This is a genomic window from Kineosporiaceae bacterium (genome assembly GCA_016713225.1).
Classification (GTDB): domain Bacteria; phylum Actinomycetota; class Actinomycetes; order Actinomycetales; family Kineosporiaceae; genus JADJPO01.
Genome location: JADJPO010000011.1, coordinates 143,975 through 158,907 on the forward strand (window position 1 = coordinate 143,975; position 14,933 = coordinate 158,907).

Annotated in this window: 16 protein-coding genes; 11 read left to right on the plus strand and 5 right to left on the minus strand. The window is 71.0% G+C overall.

What is annotated here, in order from left to right:
• Positions 1-185: 185 nt before the first annotated feature.
• A complete protein-coding gene (gene rsrA, locus IPK24_23360) occupies positions 186-452 on the minus strand; it encodes a mycothiol system anti-sigma-R factor (protein MBK8078403.1) in 267 nt (88 codons plus the stop codon).
• Entirely contained in the window at positions 449-1,102 is a 654-nt protein-coding gene (locus IPK24_23365) for a sigma-70 family RNA polymerase sigma factor (protein MBK8078404.1), read from the minus strand. The genes rsrA and IPK24_23365 overlap by 4 nt, the downstream gene beginning before the upstream one ends.
• 330 nt (positions 1,103-1,432) lie before the next feature.
• On the opposite strand from IPK24_23365, the gene IPK24_23370 reads away from it, so the two are divergent.
• Positions 1,433-2,221, plus strand: a complete 789-nt coding sequence (locus IPK24_23370) for a hypothetical protein (GenBank protein MBK8078405.1) — start codon at positions 1,433-1,435, stop codon at positions 2,219-2,221.
• Here the strand turns inward: IPK24_23370 and IPK24_23375 are convergent.
• Complete coding sequence (locus tag IPK24_23375; GenBank protein MBK8078406.1) at positions 2,187-2,873, minus strand: hypothetical protein; 687 nt, start codon at positions 2,871-2,873, stop codon at positions 2,187-2,189. The genes IPK24_23370 and IPK24_23375 overlap by 35 nt on opposite strands.
• Complete coding sequence (locus IPK24_23380; protein MBK8078407.1) at positions 2,860-3,786, minus strand: SOS response-associated peptidase; 927 nt, start codon at positions 3,784-3,786, stop codon at positions 2,860-2,862. The genes IPK24_23375 and IPK24_23380 overlap by 14 nt, the downstream gene beginning before the upstream one ends.
• A 63-nt stretch (positions 3,787-3,849) precedes the next feature.
• Between IPK24_23380 and IPK24_23385 the strand changes: the two genes are divergently transcribed.
• The 10 genes from IPK24_23385 (at position 3,850) to IPK24_23430 (ending at position 14,174) form a co-directional block, all read left to right on the plus strand.
• The gene (locus IPK24_23385; GenBank protein ID MBK8078408.1) at positions 3,850-4,185 is read left to right on the plus strand and encodes a DoxX family membrane protein; all 336 of its coding nucleotides are present in this window, start codon (positions 3,850-3,852) and stop codon (positions 4,183-4,185) included.
• A gap of 16 nt (positions 4,186-4,201) precedes the next feature.
• Entirely contained in the window at positions 4,202-5,542 is a 1,341-nt protein-coding gene (gene aroA / locus IPK24_23390; GenBank protein MBK8078409.1) for a 3-phosphoshikimate 1-carboxyvinyltransferase, read from the plus strand.
• A gap of 4 nt (positions 5,543-5,546) precedes the next feature.
• Positions 5,547-6,641 carry a ribosome small subunit-dependent GTPase A gene (gene rsgA, locus IPK24_23395; GenBank protein MBK8078410.1) on the plus strand — a complete coding sequence of 365 codons (1,095 nt, stop codon included), beginning with the start codon at positions 5,547-5,549 and terminating at the stop codon, positions 6,639-6,641.
• A 221-nt stretch (positions 6,642-6,862) separates the two neighbouring features.
• On the plus strand, positions 6,863-7,453 hold the full coding sequence (locus IPK24_23400) for a 2-oxoacid:acceptor oxidoreductase family protein (GenBank protein MBK8078411.1): 591 nt from the start codon (positions 6,863-6,865) through the stop codon (positions 7,451-7,453).
• Entirely contained in the window at positions 7,437-8,690 is a 1,254-nt protein-coding gene (gene porA / locus IPK24_23405; GenBank protein ID MBK8078412.1) for a pyruvate ferredoxin oxidoreductase, read from the plus strand. Before IPK24_23400 ends, porA begins: the two co-directional genes overlap by 17 nt.
• Before the next feature lie 27 nt (positions 8,691-8,717).
• Entirely contained in the window at positions 8,718-9,770 is a 1,053-nt protein-coding gene (locus IPK24_23410; GenBank protein ID MBK8078413.1) for a pyruvate ferredoxin oxidoreductase, read from the plus strand.
• A 2-nt stretch (positions 9,771-9,772) separates the two neighbouring features.
• Positions 9,773-11,449, plus strand: coding sequence for an NAD(P)-binding protein (locus IPK24_23415; GenBank protein ID MBK8078414.1), 1,677 nt, complete (start codon positions 9,773-9,775; stop codon positions 11,447-11,449).
• Between the two features lie 207 nt (positions 11,450-11,656).
• A complete protein-coding gene (locus IPK24_23420; protein MBK8078415.1) occupies positions 11,657-12,151 on the plus strand; it encodes a hypothetical protein in 495 nt (164 codons plus the stop codon).
• Positions 12,148-13,536 carry an integral membrane sensor signal transduction histidine kinase gene (locus IPK24_23425; protein ID MBK8078416.1) on the plus strand — a complete coding sequence of 463 codons (1,389 nt, stop codon included), beginning with the start codon at positions 12,148-12,150 and terminating at the stop codon, positions 13,534-13,536. The genes IPK24_23420 and IPK24_23425 overlap by 4 nt, the downstream gene beginning before the upstream one ends.
• The gene (locus IPK24_23430; GenBank protein MBK8078417.1) at positions 13,512-14,174 is read left to right on the plus strand and encodes a response regulator transcription factor; all 663 of its coding nucleotides are present in this window, start codon (positions 13,512-13,514) and stop codon (positions 14,172-14,174) included. The genes IPK24_23425 and IPK24_23430 overlap by 25 nt, the downstream gene beginning before the upstream one ends.
• A 27-nt stretch (positions 14,175-14,201) precedes the next feature.
• Here IPK24_23430 and IPK24_23435 read toward each other — a convergent pair whose 3' ends face one another.
• Entirely contained in the window at positions 14,202-14,690 is a 489-nt protein-coding gene (locus tag IPK24_23435; GenBank protein ID MBK8078418.1) for a hypothetical protein, read from the minus strand.
• Positions 14,691-14,933 lie beyond the last annotated feature (243 nt).

Genomic DNA, 14,933 nt, shown 5'->3' on the forward strand with positions numbered 1-14,933 from the left:
GCGAGGATGACGCGAGCAGATCACGGGCACCCCGCCCGCGATCACCCCCACCGAGGAGAGCTGCGATGAGCCGTCGTGCCCGCCGCCGTCGCGCCCGTAAGGGCAGCGCTGCCAACCACGGACGTCGTCCCAACAGCTGACGTCCGCGCCTCACAGCTGGAGGGCCGGCCCACGACCTGCGGGGATCAGCCCTCCAGCTGGAGTCGCACCTCGGTGATCTGCACCATGATCCGTGACCGCAACGAATCCGGGGCGGTCTCACAGACACAGCTGCGGCGCACCAGCGCCTTGAGCATCAGATCGAGGTCGTACTGGGTCAGGCAGGGACTGCACTCGTCCAGGTGCTGGCGGATCTTGGCCACGTCGTGGTCGGTCATCTCGCCGTCGAGGAACTCATAGACCCGCTCCAGCACCTCGCGGCAGTCGGTCTCGTGCGGGTTGCCACAGCTCACGACGCACCGCCGGCGGTCGTCCCGGTGGTGCCGTTGCCAGCGGCCACCAGGCCGCGTTCGCGCGCGTAGTCGGTCAACAGCTCTCGCAGTTGACGCCGCCCCCGGTGCAACCGGGACATGACCGTACCGATCGGCGTACCCATGATCTCCGCGATCTCCTTGTACGCGAACCCCTCGACATCAGCGAGATAGACAGCGATCCGGAACTCCTCCGGGATCCGCTGCAGCGCGTCCTTGACGTCACTGTCGGGCAACCGGTCGAGCGCCTCGGCCTCGGCCGATCGCAACCCGGACGACGTGTGCGACTCGGCGCGGGCGAGCTGCCAGTCCTCGACCTCCTCGGCGGCGGACTGCTTCGGCTCGCGCTGCTTCTTGCGGTAGGTGTTGATGTAGGCGTTGGTCAGGATGCGATACAGCCAGGCCTTCAGGTTGGTGCCGGGCTCGTACTGGTGGAAGGAGCCGAACGCCTTGGCGTAGCTCTCCTGCACCAGATCCTCGGCGTCCGCGGGGTTTCGGGTCATCCGCAGGGCAGCCGAGTAGAGCTGGTCGATGTACTGCAGCGCGTCACGCTCGAAGCGCGCCACACGCTCTTCGGCCGACTCGCCCCGTGGGGCGCGTCGGGTCTCGGCCTGACCGGGATCCTCACTCATCGCGGCCGAGCCTAGCCGCCCGATGCCCGGGGTGGTCATCGAGAGCCCCGAGCCGCCCTGGGCAATGTCGTGCGACGGGCCGGAACTGACTTCCGGACACCTCGCGCCGGCCACGCTCACCAGCACCCGGGACCCCCTCCACTCGCACGGCCGTACCTGCTGGTGCTCGCAACGACGACTCGTCCGCAGGCATTCCTCACCCCGACTCACCGTCGGAGATCCTCTCGGAGATGATCTCCGGTGGCGAGAAGGGCATATGGTCGCTTCTCGGCACTTGGTGCCGTTTGCACCCTGCCGATACCCGGCCCAACTCTCGAGGGGAATCCCGTCATGCCGTCCTCCCGTCGCCGCGGCCTGTCCGCCGCCGGTGGAGTCCTGCTGTCCGCCGCGCTGTCCGCCGCGTTGTCCGCCGGTCTGCTCGCCGCCCCGGCCACCGCTGCCACCCGCGTCGCCCCGGCCGCCCCGGCGACCCCGGCCGCCCCGGCGACCCCGGCCGCACTGGTGACCGCACCCGCCGCGGCCAGGCAACCCTTCCCGGGCAAGAGCGCGACCCAGATCAAGAAGATCTCCGCCGGGGTTGCCGCCAAGGCCCGCACGGTGCACGCCGCCGGCTACGACATCGACCCGGGCCTGGGCCGGATCTCCTTCGACATGGTGATCGCCCCCAACGGCGCCAAGGGGTGGATCCGCCTGGTCAAGAAGAAGGCCACGGCCCAGCTGATCCGGGTCGGTAACACGATCTACCTGCAGCCCGACGCCCGATTCGGTGGTCCGGACTTCGCGCCGGGCGGCGCCCTGTACGGCACGTGGATCAGGGTCCCCCGCACTCAGGCGCAGTACAAGCAGATCGTGCCGATCACGGTGATCTCGAGCTGGGCCAAGCTGATCGGCTCGCTCACGGTGAGCCGCCGCACCGATGGCGGCACGATGGGTGGCACCCCCACGGTGCGGCTCTACCAGCCCGGCGCCAAGGGCGGCAGCATCTACGTCGCCACCGCGGGACCGGCCTTCCCCCGCCTGGTCGCGACCTCCGACAAGACCGTGCGCTACGCCCTGTACGACTGGAACAAGGCCGTCGCCCCGATCACCGCCCCGCCGGCCGACCAGCTCGCCGGCTGAGCGCATCGAGCCAGCTCACGGCAGCGTTCGCCACGCCGTCCGGGTCGGCCTTGAGACCGTGGTCGCCGTCCACGGAGTGCACCTGCACCCCGGGGACGGCGACCGCGACCTCGTCGGGGGTGCCGAAGGCGTCGCGGCGGCCCTGAATCACGAGCGTGGCCACCCCGGCCGACGCCAGTTCGCCGGCACGGCTGCGGTCGGGGCGGCCCGGCGGGTGCAGCGGGAAGGCCAGCGCCAGCACACCGTCCGCCCCCAGCTCGGCGGCCGTCCGGCACGCCACCCTCGCCCCGGCACTGCGCCCGCCGAGCACCAGCAGCTCACCCGGCGGCGCGGCGTCCAGCGCGGTCGAGGCCAGACCCAACGCCCGGACGACGACCAGCCAGGCCACGTCCAACCGGGGCGGCGGCGCCGCGACCTTGCGTCCGGCGACCCGCCAGGGCTGCTCCACCAGGACGACGCGCCACCCCGCCGCGCAGGTGGCCGCGGTCACGGCCACCAGGTCGGGCGCCCCGATGCCACCACCGGCGCCGTGCCCCAGGACCACCGTGCCGCGCACTGCCGCGGCCGTGGCGACCTGCGCGGGGTGCACCGTGATCCGGGCCGGGCCGAGCGGGGTCTCGATCTCGCGCACCAGCGGGTCAGAAGAGGGCATCGCCGCCGCCGATCAGTTCTCCGGTCACCGGGTCGATCACGCCGTGCAGGCTCTCCAGCGGGGCCGGCTCGATCAGCTCCGGCCCGTTGTTGGCCGCGGCATTGACCCGGGTGGTGACCGCTGTGGCGGTGAACCGACCGGCCGGCGGTGGCGCGAGCAGGGCGCGGACGGCGTCCGCGTCCTGCACCTGCGGGTCGAGCCAGGCATCCCACCGCTCGGTCGGTAGCACCAGGGGCATCCGGTCGTGGATCGACCGTAACGGCGGCTCAGCGTCCGTGGTGATCACCGCGAAGGTGGTCAGCCAGGCCCCCGGGTCGTCGGCGTGAACCCCGGGGTCTCGCCAGAACTCGTAGATGCCCGCGAAGGCGATCGGGCCGCCCCACACCGGGTGCAGGTAGAACGGTTGCTTGCGGGGCTTGCCGCGACGGTCGCGCTCGGTGGGGCTGGCCTGCCACTCGTACCAACCGTCGGCCGGCACCAGACAGCGCCGGGTCAGTGCCGCCCTCTTGTGGGTCCGGTCCAGCAACGTCTCGGACCGAGCGTTGATCATGCGGCTGCCCACGGAGCGGTCCTTGGCCCACGACGGCACCAGACCCCAGGTCAGCAGGCGCAGCCAGCGCACCGGATCCGGCTCGACGGGCTCAGCCGGCTCGACGGGCTCAGGCAGCTCGATCGGTTCGGCCGGCTCAGCGGGCTCGACCGGCTCGACCGGCTCGGCAGTGGACTCGGCCGACAACAGCTCACCCCGCGGCCGGCGCTCCAGCACCACCACGGCCGCCTTGGTCGGCGCGACGTTGAAGTCGGGCTCGGCCGCGGTGGGGTCCTCCCCCGGGCCGGGACCGGTCAGGAACTCGATCTCGAAGTCCTCCACCAGGTCTTCGGGACGACGGGAGGAGGCGTAGCGTCCGCACACCCGAACCAGACTGCCAGATCGCGCAGATCGCGCAGGGCAGCCCACTCGCGATAGGCATGGGGGGTGTCCCGCCCGCGCCGACGTCCCCGCCGTGTCGCCCGTCTCGTCCTCGCCGCCGGCTTCGTCGGCTCCGGACTGGACATCTTCCTGCACCCGATGAATCCGGCGCACCGCCTGCGCGGGCTCACCACGCGTCTCGCCGTCCCCGGGGGTCGCCGGCCCGACCCCGAGCTGGTGGTGCGGGCCACGGGGGTGATCCAGGCCGGCGCCGGAGGGCTGCTGGCCCTCGGCCGGGCACCCCGGCTCACGGCCCTGGTACTCGGCGTGACGGCGACGACGAACGCCTACCTGCGTCGTCCGGCGCCCGCGCAGCCTCCGGTCGGCCATCGGGCCGACTAACCTCGTGCCCATGAGCATGCCGACCTGGGCCGCCCCCACCGCCACCGGGCCGGTTCATGCCACCGTGAGCCTGCCGGGGTCGAAATCGCTCACCAACCGCTACCTGGTGTTGACCGCGCTCGCCGAGGGTCCCTCACGGCTACGGGCACCACTGCGCTCGCGCGACACCCTGCTCATGGCCCAGGCGTTGACCGCTCTCGGCCCCAGCATCGGCGACCTGCCCGCCACCGGATTCGCCGGAGCCGTTGTCACGGTGGACGACTGGCAGGTGGAGCCCGCCCCCTTGCACGGCCCCGCTCGGATCGACTGCGGCCTGGCCGGCACCGTGATGCGGTTCTTGCCGCCGGTGGCCGCCCTCGCCAAGGGTGTCGTCGAACTGGACGGCGACCCGCGCGCCCGCGAGCGGCCGATGGCGGCCGTGATCCGCGCCCTGCGCGACCTGGGGGTCGAGGTCGAGGCCGCCGCCGGTGACCACCTCCCGCTGCGGGTGTTCGGCGATGGCGCGGTGCGCGGCGGCACGATCGAGATCGACGCCTCGGCGTCCAGTCAGTTCGTCTCGGCCCTGTTGCTCGCCGCGCCGCGGTTCGCCCAGGGGCTGACGCTGCGCCATGTCGGGCCACCGATCCCCAGCCAGCCCCACGTCAGCATGACCGTCGAGGTGCTGCGCGACGCCGGAGTGGTGGTCGACGACAGCGCCGCTGACCACCAGCACGCCACCTGGCGGGTGGAACCCGGGCCGATCGGCGCGCTCGACGTCCAGGTCGAACCCGACCTGTCCAACGCGGCACCCTTCATCGCCGCGGCGCTGGTCACCGGCGGCCAGGTGCACATCCCCCACTGGCCGCAGTCGACCACCCAGGCCGGCGACGCGATGCGCGACCTGCTGGACGCCATGGGCGCCGACGTCAGCCTCCACCCCGGTGGGCTGACCGTGCGTGGTACCGGTGAGCTCTATGGCATCGACGTCGACCTGCACGATGCCAGCGAGATCGCCACGATCGTGGCAGCCCTGGCCGCACTGGCCGAGACCCCCTCGCACCTGCGGGGTCTGGCCCATGTACGCGGTCACGAGACCGATCGGCTGGCGGCCCTGCGCACCGAGATCACCAAACTGGGCGGCAACGTCACCGAGACCACCGACGGACTGGTGATCGTGCCCGCCCCGCTGCACGGCGGGGTGTTCACCACCTATGCCGACCACCGCATGGCGACCGCGGGCGCGGTGCTCGGGCTGCGCGTGCCCGGGATCCTGGTCGAGGACGTCGAGACCACGGGCAAGACCCTGCCCGGCTTCACCACGCTGTGGTCCGGCATGCTCGCCGCCGACAGCGCCGACAGCGCCGACAGCGCCGGCTGACCGGATGGCTGTGGCGCGGCGCCGACGGGACCTGGACGAGAGCGACGTCCGGGTTCGCCCCAACCGCCGCGGAACCAGGCCACGCAGCAAGGAACGGCCCGGGCACTCCGACGCCACCCCGGCCTGGGTGGTGACCGTCGACCGCGGCAGGTACACCTGTCTGTTGCTGGACCCGGATGCAGGTCCGGATGCAGGTCCGGATACCGAGGCGCTGCTGGCGGCCACCCCCCGGCCGGTGACGGCCATGAAGGCCCGCGAACTCGGGCGCTCGGCCATCGTGGTCGGCGACCGGGTGGCCCTGGTCGGCGATGTCAGTGGCGAGACCGGCTCACTGGCGCGCATCGTGCGGGTGGAGCCTCGCGAATCGGCCCTGCGGCGCAGTGCGGACGACACCGACCCGGTGGAGCGGGTGGTCGTGGCCAACGCCGACCAACTGGCCGTGGTCACGGCGTTGGCCGATCCGGAGCCCCGGCCCCGCATGGTCGACCGGTGCCTGGTCGCCGCCTACGACGCCGGTCTGAGCCCGTTGCTGATCCTGACCAAGGCCGATCTGGCTCCCGCCGAGGACTTCCTGGCCGCCTACGCGCCACTCGACGTCCCGTACGTGATCACCTCCCGCACCCGCGGTTCGGCCGAGATCACCGGGCTGAACGACGTCCGGCAGGCCGTACGCCAGAAGGTCACCGTGTTCATCGGGCACTCCGGGGTGGGCAAGTCCACGTTGGTGAACGCCTTGGTACCCGGCGCCGACCGGGCGGTGGGCCGGGTCAACGACGTCACGGGGCGCGGCCGGCACACCTCGACGTCCGCCTTGGCCCTGGCGCTGCCCCAGGGGGGCTGGGTGATCGACACCCCCGGGGTGCGCTCGTTCGGACTGGCCCACGTCGACCACGACCGGATCGTGCGGGCCTTCCCCGACCTGGCGGTGGGGACCCGGGAGTGTCCGCGGGGATGCAGCCACGACGAGCCGGAGTGCGGCCTGGACGCCTTCGTCGCCCACGGCGGTGCCGGACCTGCGGGCGAGGGCCGGCTGGAATCGCTGCGCCGGTTGTTGCGCTCACGATCCGGCGGCGACGAGGTGCCCACCGGCTCGATCTGAGCCGCTTGTCGATTCGGGATGTATGCCGCGAAGGTACAGGGACGAACGACCCACGTTCACCCCGTGTGACCCGCATACGGTCCAATCAACTCGATGCTCGCGCTCCTTGGCGCTCGTTCCCTGCTCGACCTGCGCGGGGGGTCCTTGCTCCGGGCGGTTGGTGCGCGCGCATGGCACGCTGCACGTCATCCACCGTTCCCGGCTGGAAGGACTGCCGATTCATGTTCCAGGTGCGCATCCACGGCCGAGGCGGCCAAGGCGTGGTCACCGCTGCGGAGATGTTGAGTCTGGCCGCATTCGACGAAGGGCGCTTCGCCCAAGCGTTTCCGAGCTTCGGCTCCGAACGCACCGGCGCCCCTGTGGTCAGCTTCGCCCGCATCGATGACCGTGAGATCAGACTGCGCGAACCGGTGATGCAGCCGGATGCACTGATCATCCAGGACCCCACCCTGCTCCACCAGGTCGACGTCTTCAGCGGCTTGGCGCCGGACGGTTACGTCCTGATCAACTCCAAGCGGGAGTTCGCCGACCTGGGCCTGACCGACCTGTGGTCCCATCACGATCACACCCGGTTGCTGACCGTGCCGGCCGGCGAGTTCGCCCGGCAGACCGTGGGCCGGCCGATGCCGAATGCGGCTCTGCTCGGTGGGTTCGCGGCCCTGTCGGAGCTGATCTCGTTCCAATCCGTGGCCGACGCGATCCGGCACACCTTCCCCGGTGAGATGGGCGAACGCAATGTCGAGGCGGCGCACCTGGCCTACGACCACGTCACGAACGAAGTGAGGGAGCTGGCGCATGTTCCGGCAGGTTGAGGGGTCCCGGGCTGTCGCCGAGGCGGTGGCCGCGTGCCGTCCCGACGTCATCTGCGCCTATCCGATCTCACCGCAGACCCACATCGTCGAGGCCCTCTCGCAGTTGGTGAAGAGCGGGCAACTGACACCGTGCGAGTACGTCAACGTCGAGAGCGAGTTCGCCGCCATGTCGGTGGCGATCGGCTCGTCGGCCTCCGGCGCACGCACCTACACCGCCACCGCGAGCCAGGGCCTGCTGTTCATGGTCGAGGCGGTCTACAACGCCTCAGGGCTCGGGCTGCCGATCGTCATGACGGTGGCCAACCGGGCGATCGGTGCGCCCATCAACATCTGGAACGACCACAGTGACGCGATGTCGCAGCGTGACTCGGGCTGGATCCAGCTGTACGCCCGCACCAACCAGGAGGCCGCGGACCTGCACGTGCAGGGATTCCGGCTGGCCGAGGAGCTCTCGATCCCGGTCATGGTCTGCATGGACGGGTTCATCCTGACGCACGCGGTGGAGCGGGTCGACATCCCCGAACAGGCCGATGTCGACGCCTTCCTGCCGCCGTTCGAACCGCGCCAGGTGCTCGATCCGGCCGACCCGGTCTCGATCGGTGCCATGGTCGGCCCCGAGGCCTTCACCGAGGTGCGCTACCTGGCCCACGCCAAGCAGATGCAGGCCCTGGAACTCATCCCGCGGATCGCGGCAGAGTTCGCCGGGGTGTTCGGTCGCGACAGCGGTGGCCTGGTTCATCCCTACCGGTGCGAGGATGCCGAGACCATCGTGGTGGCCCTCGGCTCGGTGCTCGGCACCATCGAGGACGTCGTCGACGCCGAACGCGAGCGAGGTGTCTCGGTGGGCGCGCTCGGCATCGGCTCGTTCCGCCCCTTCCCGCTGGACGCCGTCCGTGAGGCACTGGCCGGTGCCCGCCGCGTCGTGGTGGTCGAAAAGGCTCTCTCGGTAGGGATCGGCGGGCCGGTCTCGTCGAACGTCCGCACCGCACTGGCCGGGCTGGACATCCCGACGACGACGGTCATCGCCGGCCTCGGCGGCCGCCCGATCACCCGATCGTCGCTGCACGAGATGCTGGCCCAGTCCCGCGCCGACGAGCTCGAACCCCTGACCTTCCTGGACATGAACTGGGATGTCGTCAACCGCGAGCTCGGCCGGCAGCAGGAACGCCGCCGCTCCGGACCCGAGGCGGAGAACATCCTGCGGGACATCGGAACCGTCGCGGCCGGACCGGTCTGAGATGCACGAAGGGCGAGGAGAGACGACATGACCGTGCCGCAGATCCAACAGCAGGTGAAGTTCTACCAGGTCGGCAGTTTTGCGATCGGCAACCGGCTGGTCGAGGCCGAACAGCGTTCGGTGCAGTCGACCTCGGAGCGGGCCAACGCGCTCACCTCCGGCCACCGCGCCTGCCAGGGATGTGGTGAGGCCCTGGGCGCCCGGTATGCCATGGACGCCGCGATGCACGCCACGGACGGGCAGATGGTGGCGGTCAACGCCACCGGATGTCTCGAGGTGTTCTCGACCCCGTACCCCGAGACCTCCTGGCAGATCCCCTGGCTGCACTCGCTGTTCGGCAATGCCCCCGCCGTGGCCACCGGGGTTTCCGCGGCGCTGAAGGTCCGCGCCGCCAAGGACCTGGCCCGGGGCATCGGCGACGGCAAACCCAGTGTGCGCGTGGTGGCCCAGGGCGGCGACGGCGGAACCGTCGACATCGGATTCGGGTGCCTGTCGGGCATGTTCGAGCGCAACGACGACGTGCTCTACATCTGCTACGACAACGAGGCCTACATGAACACCGGGGTGCAGCGCAGCGGCGCCACCCCACCGGCGGCCCGCACCATGACCACTCAGGCCGTCGGCAGCGACCCCGGCGCCCCGTTCGGGCAGGGCAAGAACGTGCCCCGGATCGCCATGGCCCACGAGATCCCGTACGTGGCCACGGCGACTGTCGCTGATCTGCGCGATCTGGAGTACAAGGTGCACAAGGCGATGGGCATGCACGGCGCCCGCTACATCCATGTCCTGGTGCCCTGCCCGCTGGGTTGGGGCAGCGCTGCGGGCCTCACCGTGCAGGTGGCGCGCGCCGCCACCCAGAGCGGGTTGTTCCCCGTGTTCGAGGCCGAGGGCGGCGAGGTCACCGGGTCGGCGAAGATCCGCCGGAGGATCCCGGTGGAGGACTACCTGCGCATGCAGAAGCGTTACGCGCACCTCTTCTCGCCCGCCGTCCGCGAGGACGTGATCGATCGGCTCCAGGCCCAGGCCGACAAGAACATCGCCCGCTACGGGCTGTTGGATTCCGACGAGGGTGAGGCCTGATCATGGAGAAGCCGTTCGCGATCACCCTGGACACCGGTTCCAGCCTGGCCAACCGCACCGGCTCGTGGCGCACCGAACGCCCGGTCTACGTCGACCGGATGCCACCCTGCAACGACGCCTGCCCGGCCGGGGAGAACATTCAGAAGTGGTTGTACGCCGCCGAGTCCGGTGACGTCGCCGACAACCCGGACGACGCCAAGGGCGGCAACGGCTACGAGGCCGCGTGGCGTCAGATCATGCAGGACAACCCGCTGCCCGGCGTGATGGGCCGGGTCTGCTATCACCCGTGTGAGACCTCCTGCAATCGGGCCGGGGTGGACGAGGCGGTCGGCATCAACGGCGTCGAGCGCTTCCTGGGCGACCTGGCGATCGAGCGCGGCTGGACCATCGAGCCGCCGACCACCACCACCGGCAAGCGGGTGCTCGTGGTCGGTGCCGGGCCGTCCGGTCTGAGCGCCGCGTACCACCTGCGCCGCATGGGCCACGAGGTCGAGATCCGCGAGGCCGGTCCGTTGGCCGGCGGCATGATGCGCTTCGGCATCCCGAAGTACCGCCTGCCCCGCGAGGTCCTCGAGGCCGAGGTCGCCCGCATCACGGGCATGGGCGTCGTCCTGACCCTGAATCACAAGGTCGAGGACCTGCAGGCCGAGTTGTCCGGCGGCGACGGGTCGCCCGGGTTCGATGCGGCCTTCCTCGCGGTGGGTGCCCACATCGGCAAGCGGGCCTACATCCCGGCCGGCGAGAGCACCCACATCCTGGACGCGGTCAGCCTGCTGCGCTCGATGGAGGGCGAGGACAAGCCCTACCTGGGACGCCGCGTGGTGATCTATGGCGGTGGCAACACCGCGATGGACGCCGCGCGGACGGCCAAGCGACTCGGCGCCACCGACGCGATCGTGGTCTACCGCCGCACCCGTGACCGGATGCCGGCCCACGACATCGAGGTCGAGGAGGCCCTCGAAGAGGGCGTCATGATGCGCTGGCTCTCGACCGTGAAGCGGGCCGAGGAGGGCAAGCTCGTCGTCGAGAAGATGGAACTCGACGAATCCGGCTTCCCCCAGCCCACCGGCGAGACCGAGGAGCTCGAGGCCGACACGCTGGTGCTGGCCCTGGGCCAGGACGTCGACCTGGGGCTGCTGCAGAACGTGCCCGGTCTGGACGTGACCGACGGGGTGGTGCAGGTGGGCACCAACCTGATGACCGGTGCCCCCGGCATCTTCGCCGGCGGCGACATGGTGCCCAGCGAGCGCACGGTGACCGTCGCGGTGGGCCACGGCAAGAAGGCCGCCCGGCACATGGACGCCTACCTGCGCGGCACGACGTACGACCCGGGGCCACGCAAGCCGCTGGCCACGCTGGACCGGCTCAACAACTGGTACTACGCCGACGCACCCAAGACCGTGCGGCCCACGCTGGACGCGGTTCGCCGGCGCGCGACGTTCGACGAGGTGGTCGGTGGCCTGGACGCCGGGAGTGCGCTGTTCGAGGCTCGACGCTGCATGTCGTGCGGTAACTGCTTCGGCTGCGACAACTGCTACGGGGTCTGCCCGGACAACGCCGTGATCAAGGTGGCCGCCAACGCCACCTACGAGATCGATCTGGACTACTGCAAGGGCTGCAGCCTGTGCATGCACGAGTGCCCCTGCGGGGCGATCGAGATGCAGGCCGAGCAGACCTGACCTCGGTGATCAGGCAATCGGTGCACATCCGATGTATCGGATGTGCACCGATTGCCTGATCACCACCAGTAGGGCGCACTGCGTGACACCTCGGTGGCGCATTGCGTGACCCATCAGGTTCTAGAACCATGGTGCGATGGCCGGTACTACCGCGGCAGCGGGACAACTGAGGTGTCGAAAGAACGCACATCTCGCCAGGAGCTCCCGATGAAGCGCACCGCCCTGTTGACCGTCGCCGCCGCCATCGCCGCCGTCCCCGCCATCCTGGGGGTCGCCGGCAACGACACCTTCAGCCAGCGGGTGCCGGCGATGATCCCGGCCGGGGCCTCCGTGGTGCCCACCGCCTCACCCAGCGACGACGCCGCGTCGCGTTCGACCTCCTCCCCCACCAGCCACTCGGCCACCGATGACCACAGCGGCGGATCCACGGGCGGCGGGCACGGCTCGGACGACGGCACCAGCAGCAGCCGGTCGACGACCACGTCGACCCGCAGTGCCACGACCGACGACCACGGCAGCGGTACCGAGACCGGCGACGACTCCGGCGGTCACGGCGGCAACTCCGGCTCCGGCAAGTCCGGCTCCGGCAAGTCCGGCTCCGGCAAGTCCGGGTCGGACAACTCCGGGTCGGACAAGTCCGGGTCGGGCAACTCGGGGTCGGACAACTCGGGGTCGGACAACTCCGGTAAGGGCAAGGGATGAGCACCCCCACCGACGAGGACTCCCCGGTCGAGGCCCTGCCCTGGCGGACCCTGACCACAGGGGACTCCGCCCGTGCCGAGAGCGAGCCGGTCGAGGTGCGGCGTGTCGTCCTGCAGGTGATCGGTGCCGCGCTGGCCGTGCTGGTCTTGGTCGGCGCCGTCGGTGTGGTCGTGGTGCGGAGCATGGCCGAGCGCGAGGCGCTCAACGACGCCTCTCACCTCACCGATCAGCTGGCCCGTGCGGTGGTGATGCCCGCCCTGGAGGACGCCCTGATCGACGGTGACGCCGCCGCCCGGCAGCGGCTCGATGTCGTGGTTCGCGAGCGGGTGTTGTCCAACGACTTCGTCCGGGTGAAGATCTGGTCCCCCGACGGCGTGGTGTTGTACTCCGACGAGACCGCCCTGATCGGTGAGACGTTCCCGCTCGGCGAGGAACAACGCGCCGTCCTCGCCGTACCGGCCACGGTGGCCGAGGTGAGCGACCTGGCCCCCCAGGAGAATCGCCTCGAACGCGACCAGGGCCGTCTGGTCGAGGTGTACCGGCCCGTGTGGACGCCCACCGGCAAGCCGTTGTTGTTCGAGACCTACACCGACTACGGCACCGTGACCGACCGCACCGTCAACCTGTGGCGCGGCTTCGGCGGCACGATGATCTCGACCCTGCTGCTCTTCGTCGTCCTGATGACTCCCCTGCTCTGGGCCCTGCTCGACCGGCTGCGCCGGGCACGCGTGTCCCGCGAGCTGCTGCTGCAGCACGCCATCGACGCCTCGCAGGACGAGCGGCGTCGCATCGCGGCCGACCTGCACGACGGGGTCGTGCAGGAACTGGTCGCCGCATCGCTGTTGGTCTCGGGTGCCACCGAACGTGCCTCGGCTCGCGGCGACGGCGAACAGGCCGCTCACCTGCGCTCCGCAGCGAGTGCCGTGCGGGCGAGCGTCGCCTCGCTGCGCACCTTGTTGGTGGACATCTACCCGCCCAACCTCACCAGCGCCGGTCTGGCGGTCGCGCTGGAGGACCTCGGCGCCGGCCTCCGCGGCCGGGGTATCGAGGTGATCGTCGACGTCGACCCCGACGCACCGACCCACCTGGACGAACAGCGGCAACGCCTGGTGTACCGCACCACCCAGGAGTGTCTGCGGAACATCCTCAAGCACTCCGGCGCGGGCCGAGCCGAGGTCTCGCTGCACGCCGAGGGCGCCCTGGTGGTGCTCGAGGTGGCCGATGACGGCGCCGGGGTCAGCCAGGCCGCCCTCGACGGGACGGCGACCCAGGGCCACTTCGGCCTGCGTCTGCTCGCCGATCTGGCGAGCGAACACGGCGCCACGCTGCGTGTGTCCACTGCCCCGGCCCGGGGCACCCGATGGCGGTTGGAGATCACCCCGTGAGCGAGAGCACCCAGCCCGCCGTCCGCGTCGTCCTGGTGGACGACCACGCCCTGGTGCGGGCCGGCCTGGCCGCGCTGCTGGACGGCAGCGGGCAGGTGAGCGTGGTCGGACAGGCCGCCGACGGTGCCCGAGCGGTCGAGCTGGTCACCGAGATGAGCCCCGATGTGGTGCTGATGGACCTGTCGATGCCGGTGATGGACGGCATCGCCGCCACCCGGGCCGTGCTCGAGGCCAGGCCCGGGACGGCAGTGGTCATCCTGACCTCATTCGCCGAGCAACCCCGGGTGCGCGGCGCCATCGACGCCGGAGCGGTCGGCTTCCTGCTCAAGGACTCCGAGCCGGGTGAGCTGGTCGCCGGTGTGCTGGCCGCGGCGCGCGGCGAGGCCCCGCTGGACCCCCGGGTGACCAAGGCGCTGCTGCCGGGAGCCGGGCAGCCGGCCGGTGAACGGCTCAGTCCCCGAGAGCGCGAGGTGCTCGCCCTGGTGGGTGAGGGCATGGCGAACAAGCAGATCGCCCGAGCACTGGGCATCGCCGAGCGCACGGTCAAGGTGCACCTGAACAGCGTGTTCCGCCAGTTGGGCGTCGGCGATCGGACGTCGGCGGCGCTGTGGGCTCGGGAGCACCTCGGGTCCTGGTGACCCGGGCCGGACGACGCGGCGAGCCGGCTACTTGGCGACCGCCTCGCCACCCTCGCCGATGGCCTTGGTGTTGGCGATGATGTCCTTCCACACCATCGTGGCGCCGCTGTGCCCGACATAGGCGGTCAGCGCGATGGTGCCGACGGCACCCACGAGGGCCAGGCCGGCCACGACCTTGGCCAGGGTCGGTCGAGTGCGGGTGTACCAGATCACCAGGGCACCCAGGAACAGCGCGATCGCCAGCGGCACCAGCTTCTCGCCCCACTCGGCGTGGTCGTGCAGCTCGGCGGGCCGGCTCAGCTGCTCCACCCGGCGCTCGAGGCTCTCACCCGACTGCACGGCCGTGATCGCAGCCACCACCACCGCGCCGTTCAGCACCGCGAGGTAGGGAGCCAAGCGTCGCCAGCCGGGAATCGCTGCCACGGCCACCGTGAGAACGGCCGCGAGGGGCAGCAGGATGACCACGGCGTGGACCACCAGAGGATGTAGGGGCAACCCCAACACGGTGTCGAACACGAGAACCCTCGTTCCTGTCGGCAAGCCGGCGTACCGGCCCTGGCGGATCGCCTGATCCGGGGATGACAATACGTCGCCTGATACGTCAGTCAACCGCAGGCCCGCCGCGTTCACCGGAGAAATGGCCGGACAGGGCGGTAGCGTCGAGCCGGCATCGACCCGGGGTTGACCCCGGATCTACCAGCACACTCGGACCGGCAGTGCCGCGGCCCGACACCGAGCACACCCGAGGAGCGACGTGGC

What these genes read in the sequence shown, in the direction of transcription:
- IPK24_23365 (MBK8078404.1), bottom strand. Translation starts at nt 1,102, where the DNA reads ATGAGTGAGGATCCCGGTCAGGCCGAGACCCGACGCGCCCCACGGGGC.
- IPK24_23370 (MBK8078405.1), top strand. Translation starts at nt 1,433, where the DNA reads ATGCCGTCCTCCCGTCGCCGCGGCCTGTCCGCCGCCGGTGGAGTCCTG.
- IPK24_23375 (MBK8078406.1), bottom strand. Translation starts at nt 2,873, where the DNA reads ATGCCCTCTTCTGACCCGCTGGTGCGCGAGATCGAGACCCCGCTCGGC.
- aroA (MBK8078409.1), top strand. Translation starts at nt 4,202, where the DNA reads ATGCCGACCTGGGCCGCCCCCACCGCCACCGGGCCGGTTCATGCCACC.
- rsgA (MBK8078410.1), top strand. Translation starts at nt 5,547, where the DNA reads ATGGCTGTGGCGCGGCGCCGACGGGACCTGGACGAGAGCGACGTCCGG.
- IPK24_23400 (MBK8078411.1), top strand. Translation starts at nt 6,863, where the DNA reads ATGTTCCAGGTGCGCATCCACGGCCGAGGCGGCCAAGGCGTGGTCACC.
- porA (MBK8078412.1), top strand. Translation starts at nt 7,437, where the DNA reads ATGTTCCGGCAGGTTGAGGGGTCCCGGGCTGTCGCCGAGGCGGTGGCC.
- IPK24_23410 (MBK8078413.1), top strand. Translation starts at nt 8,718, where the DNA reads ATGACCGTGCCGCAGATCCAACAGCAGGTGAAGTTCTACCAGGTCGGC.
- IPK24_23415 (MBK8078414.1), top strand. Translation starts at nt 9,773, where the DNA reads ATGGAGAAGCCGTTCGCGATCACCCTGGACACCGGTTCCAGCCTGGCC.
- IPK24_23420 (MBK8078415.1), top strand. Translation starts at nt 11,657, where the DNA reads ATGAAGCGCACCGCCCTGTTGACCGTCGCCGCCGCCATCGCCGCCGTC.
- IPK24_23425 (MBK8078416.1), top strand. Translation starts at nt 12,148, where the DNA reads ATGAGCACCCCCACCGACGAGGACTCCCCGGTCGAGGCCCTGCCCTGG.
- IPK24_23430 (MBK8078417.1), top strand. Translation starts at nt 13,512, where the DNA reads ATGGCGGTTGGAGATCACCCCGTGAGCGAGAGCACCCAGCCCGCCGTC.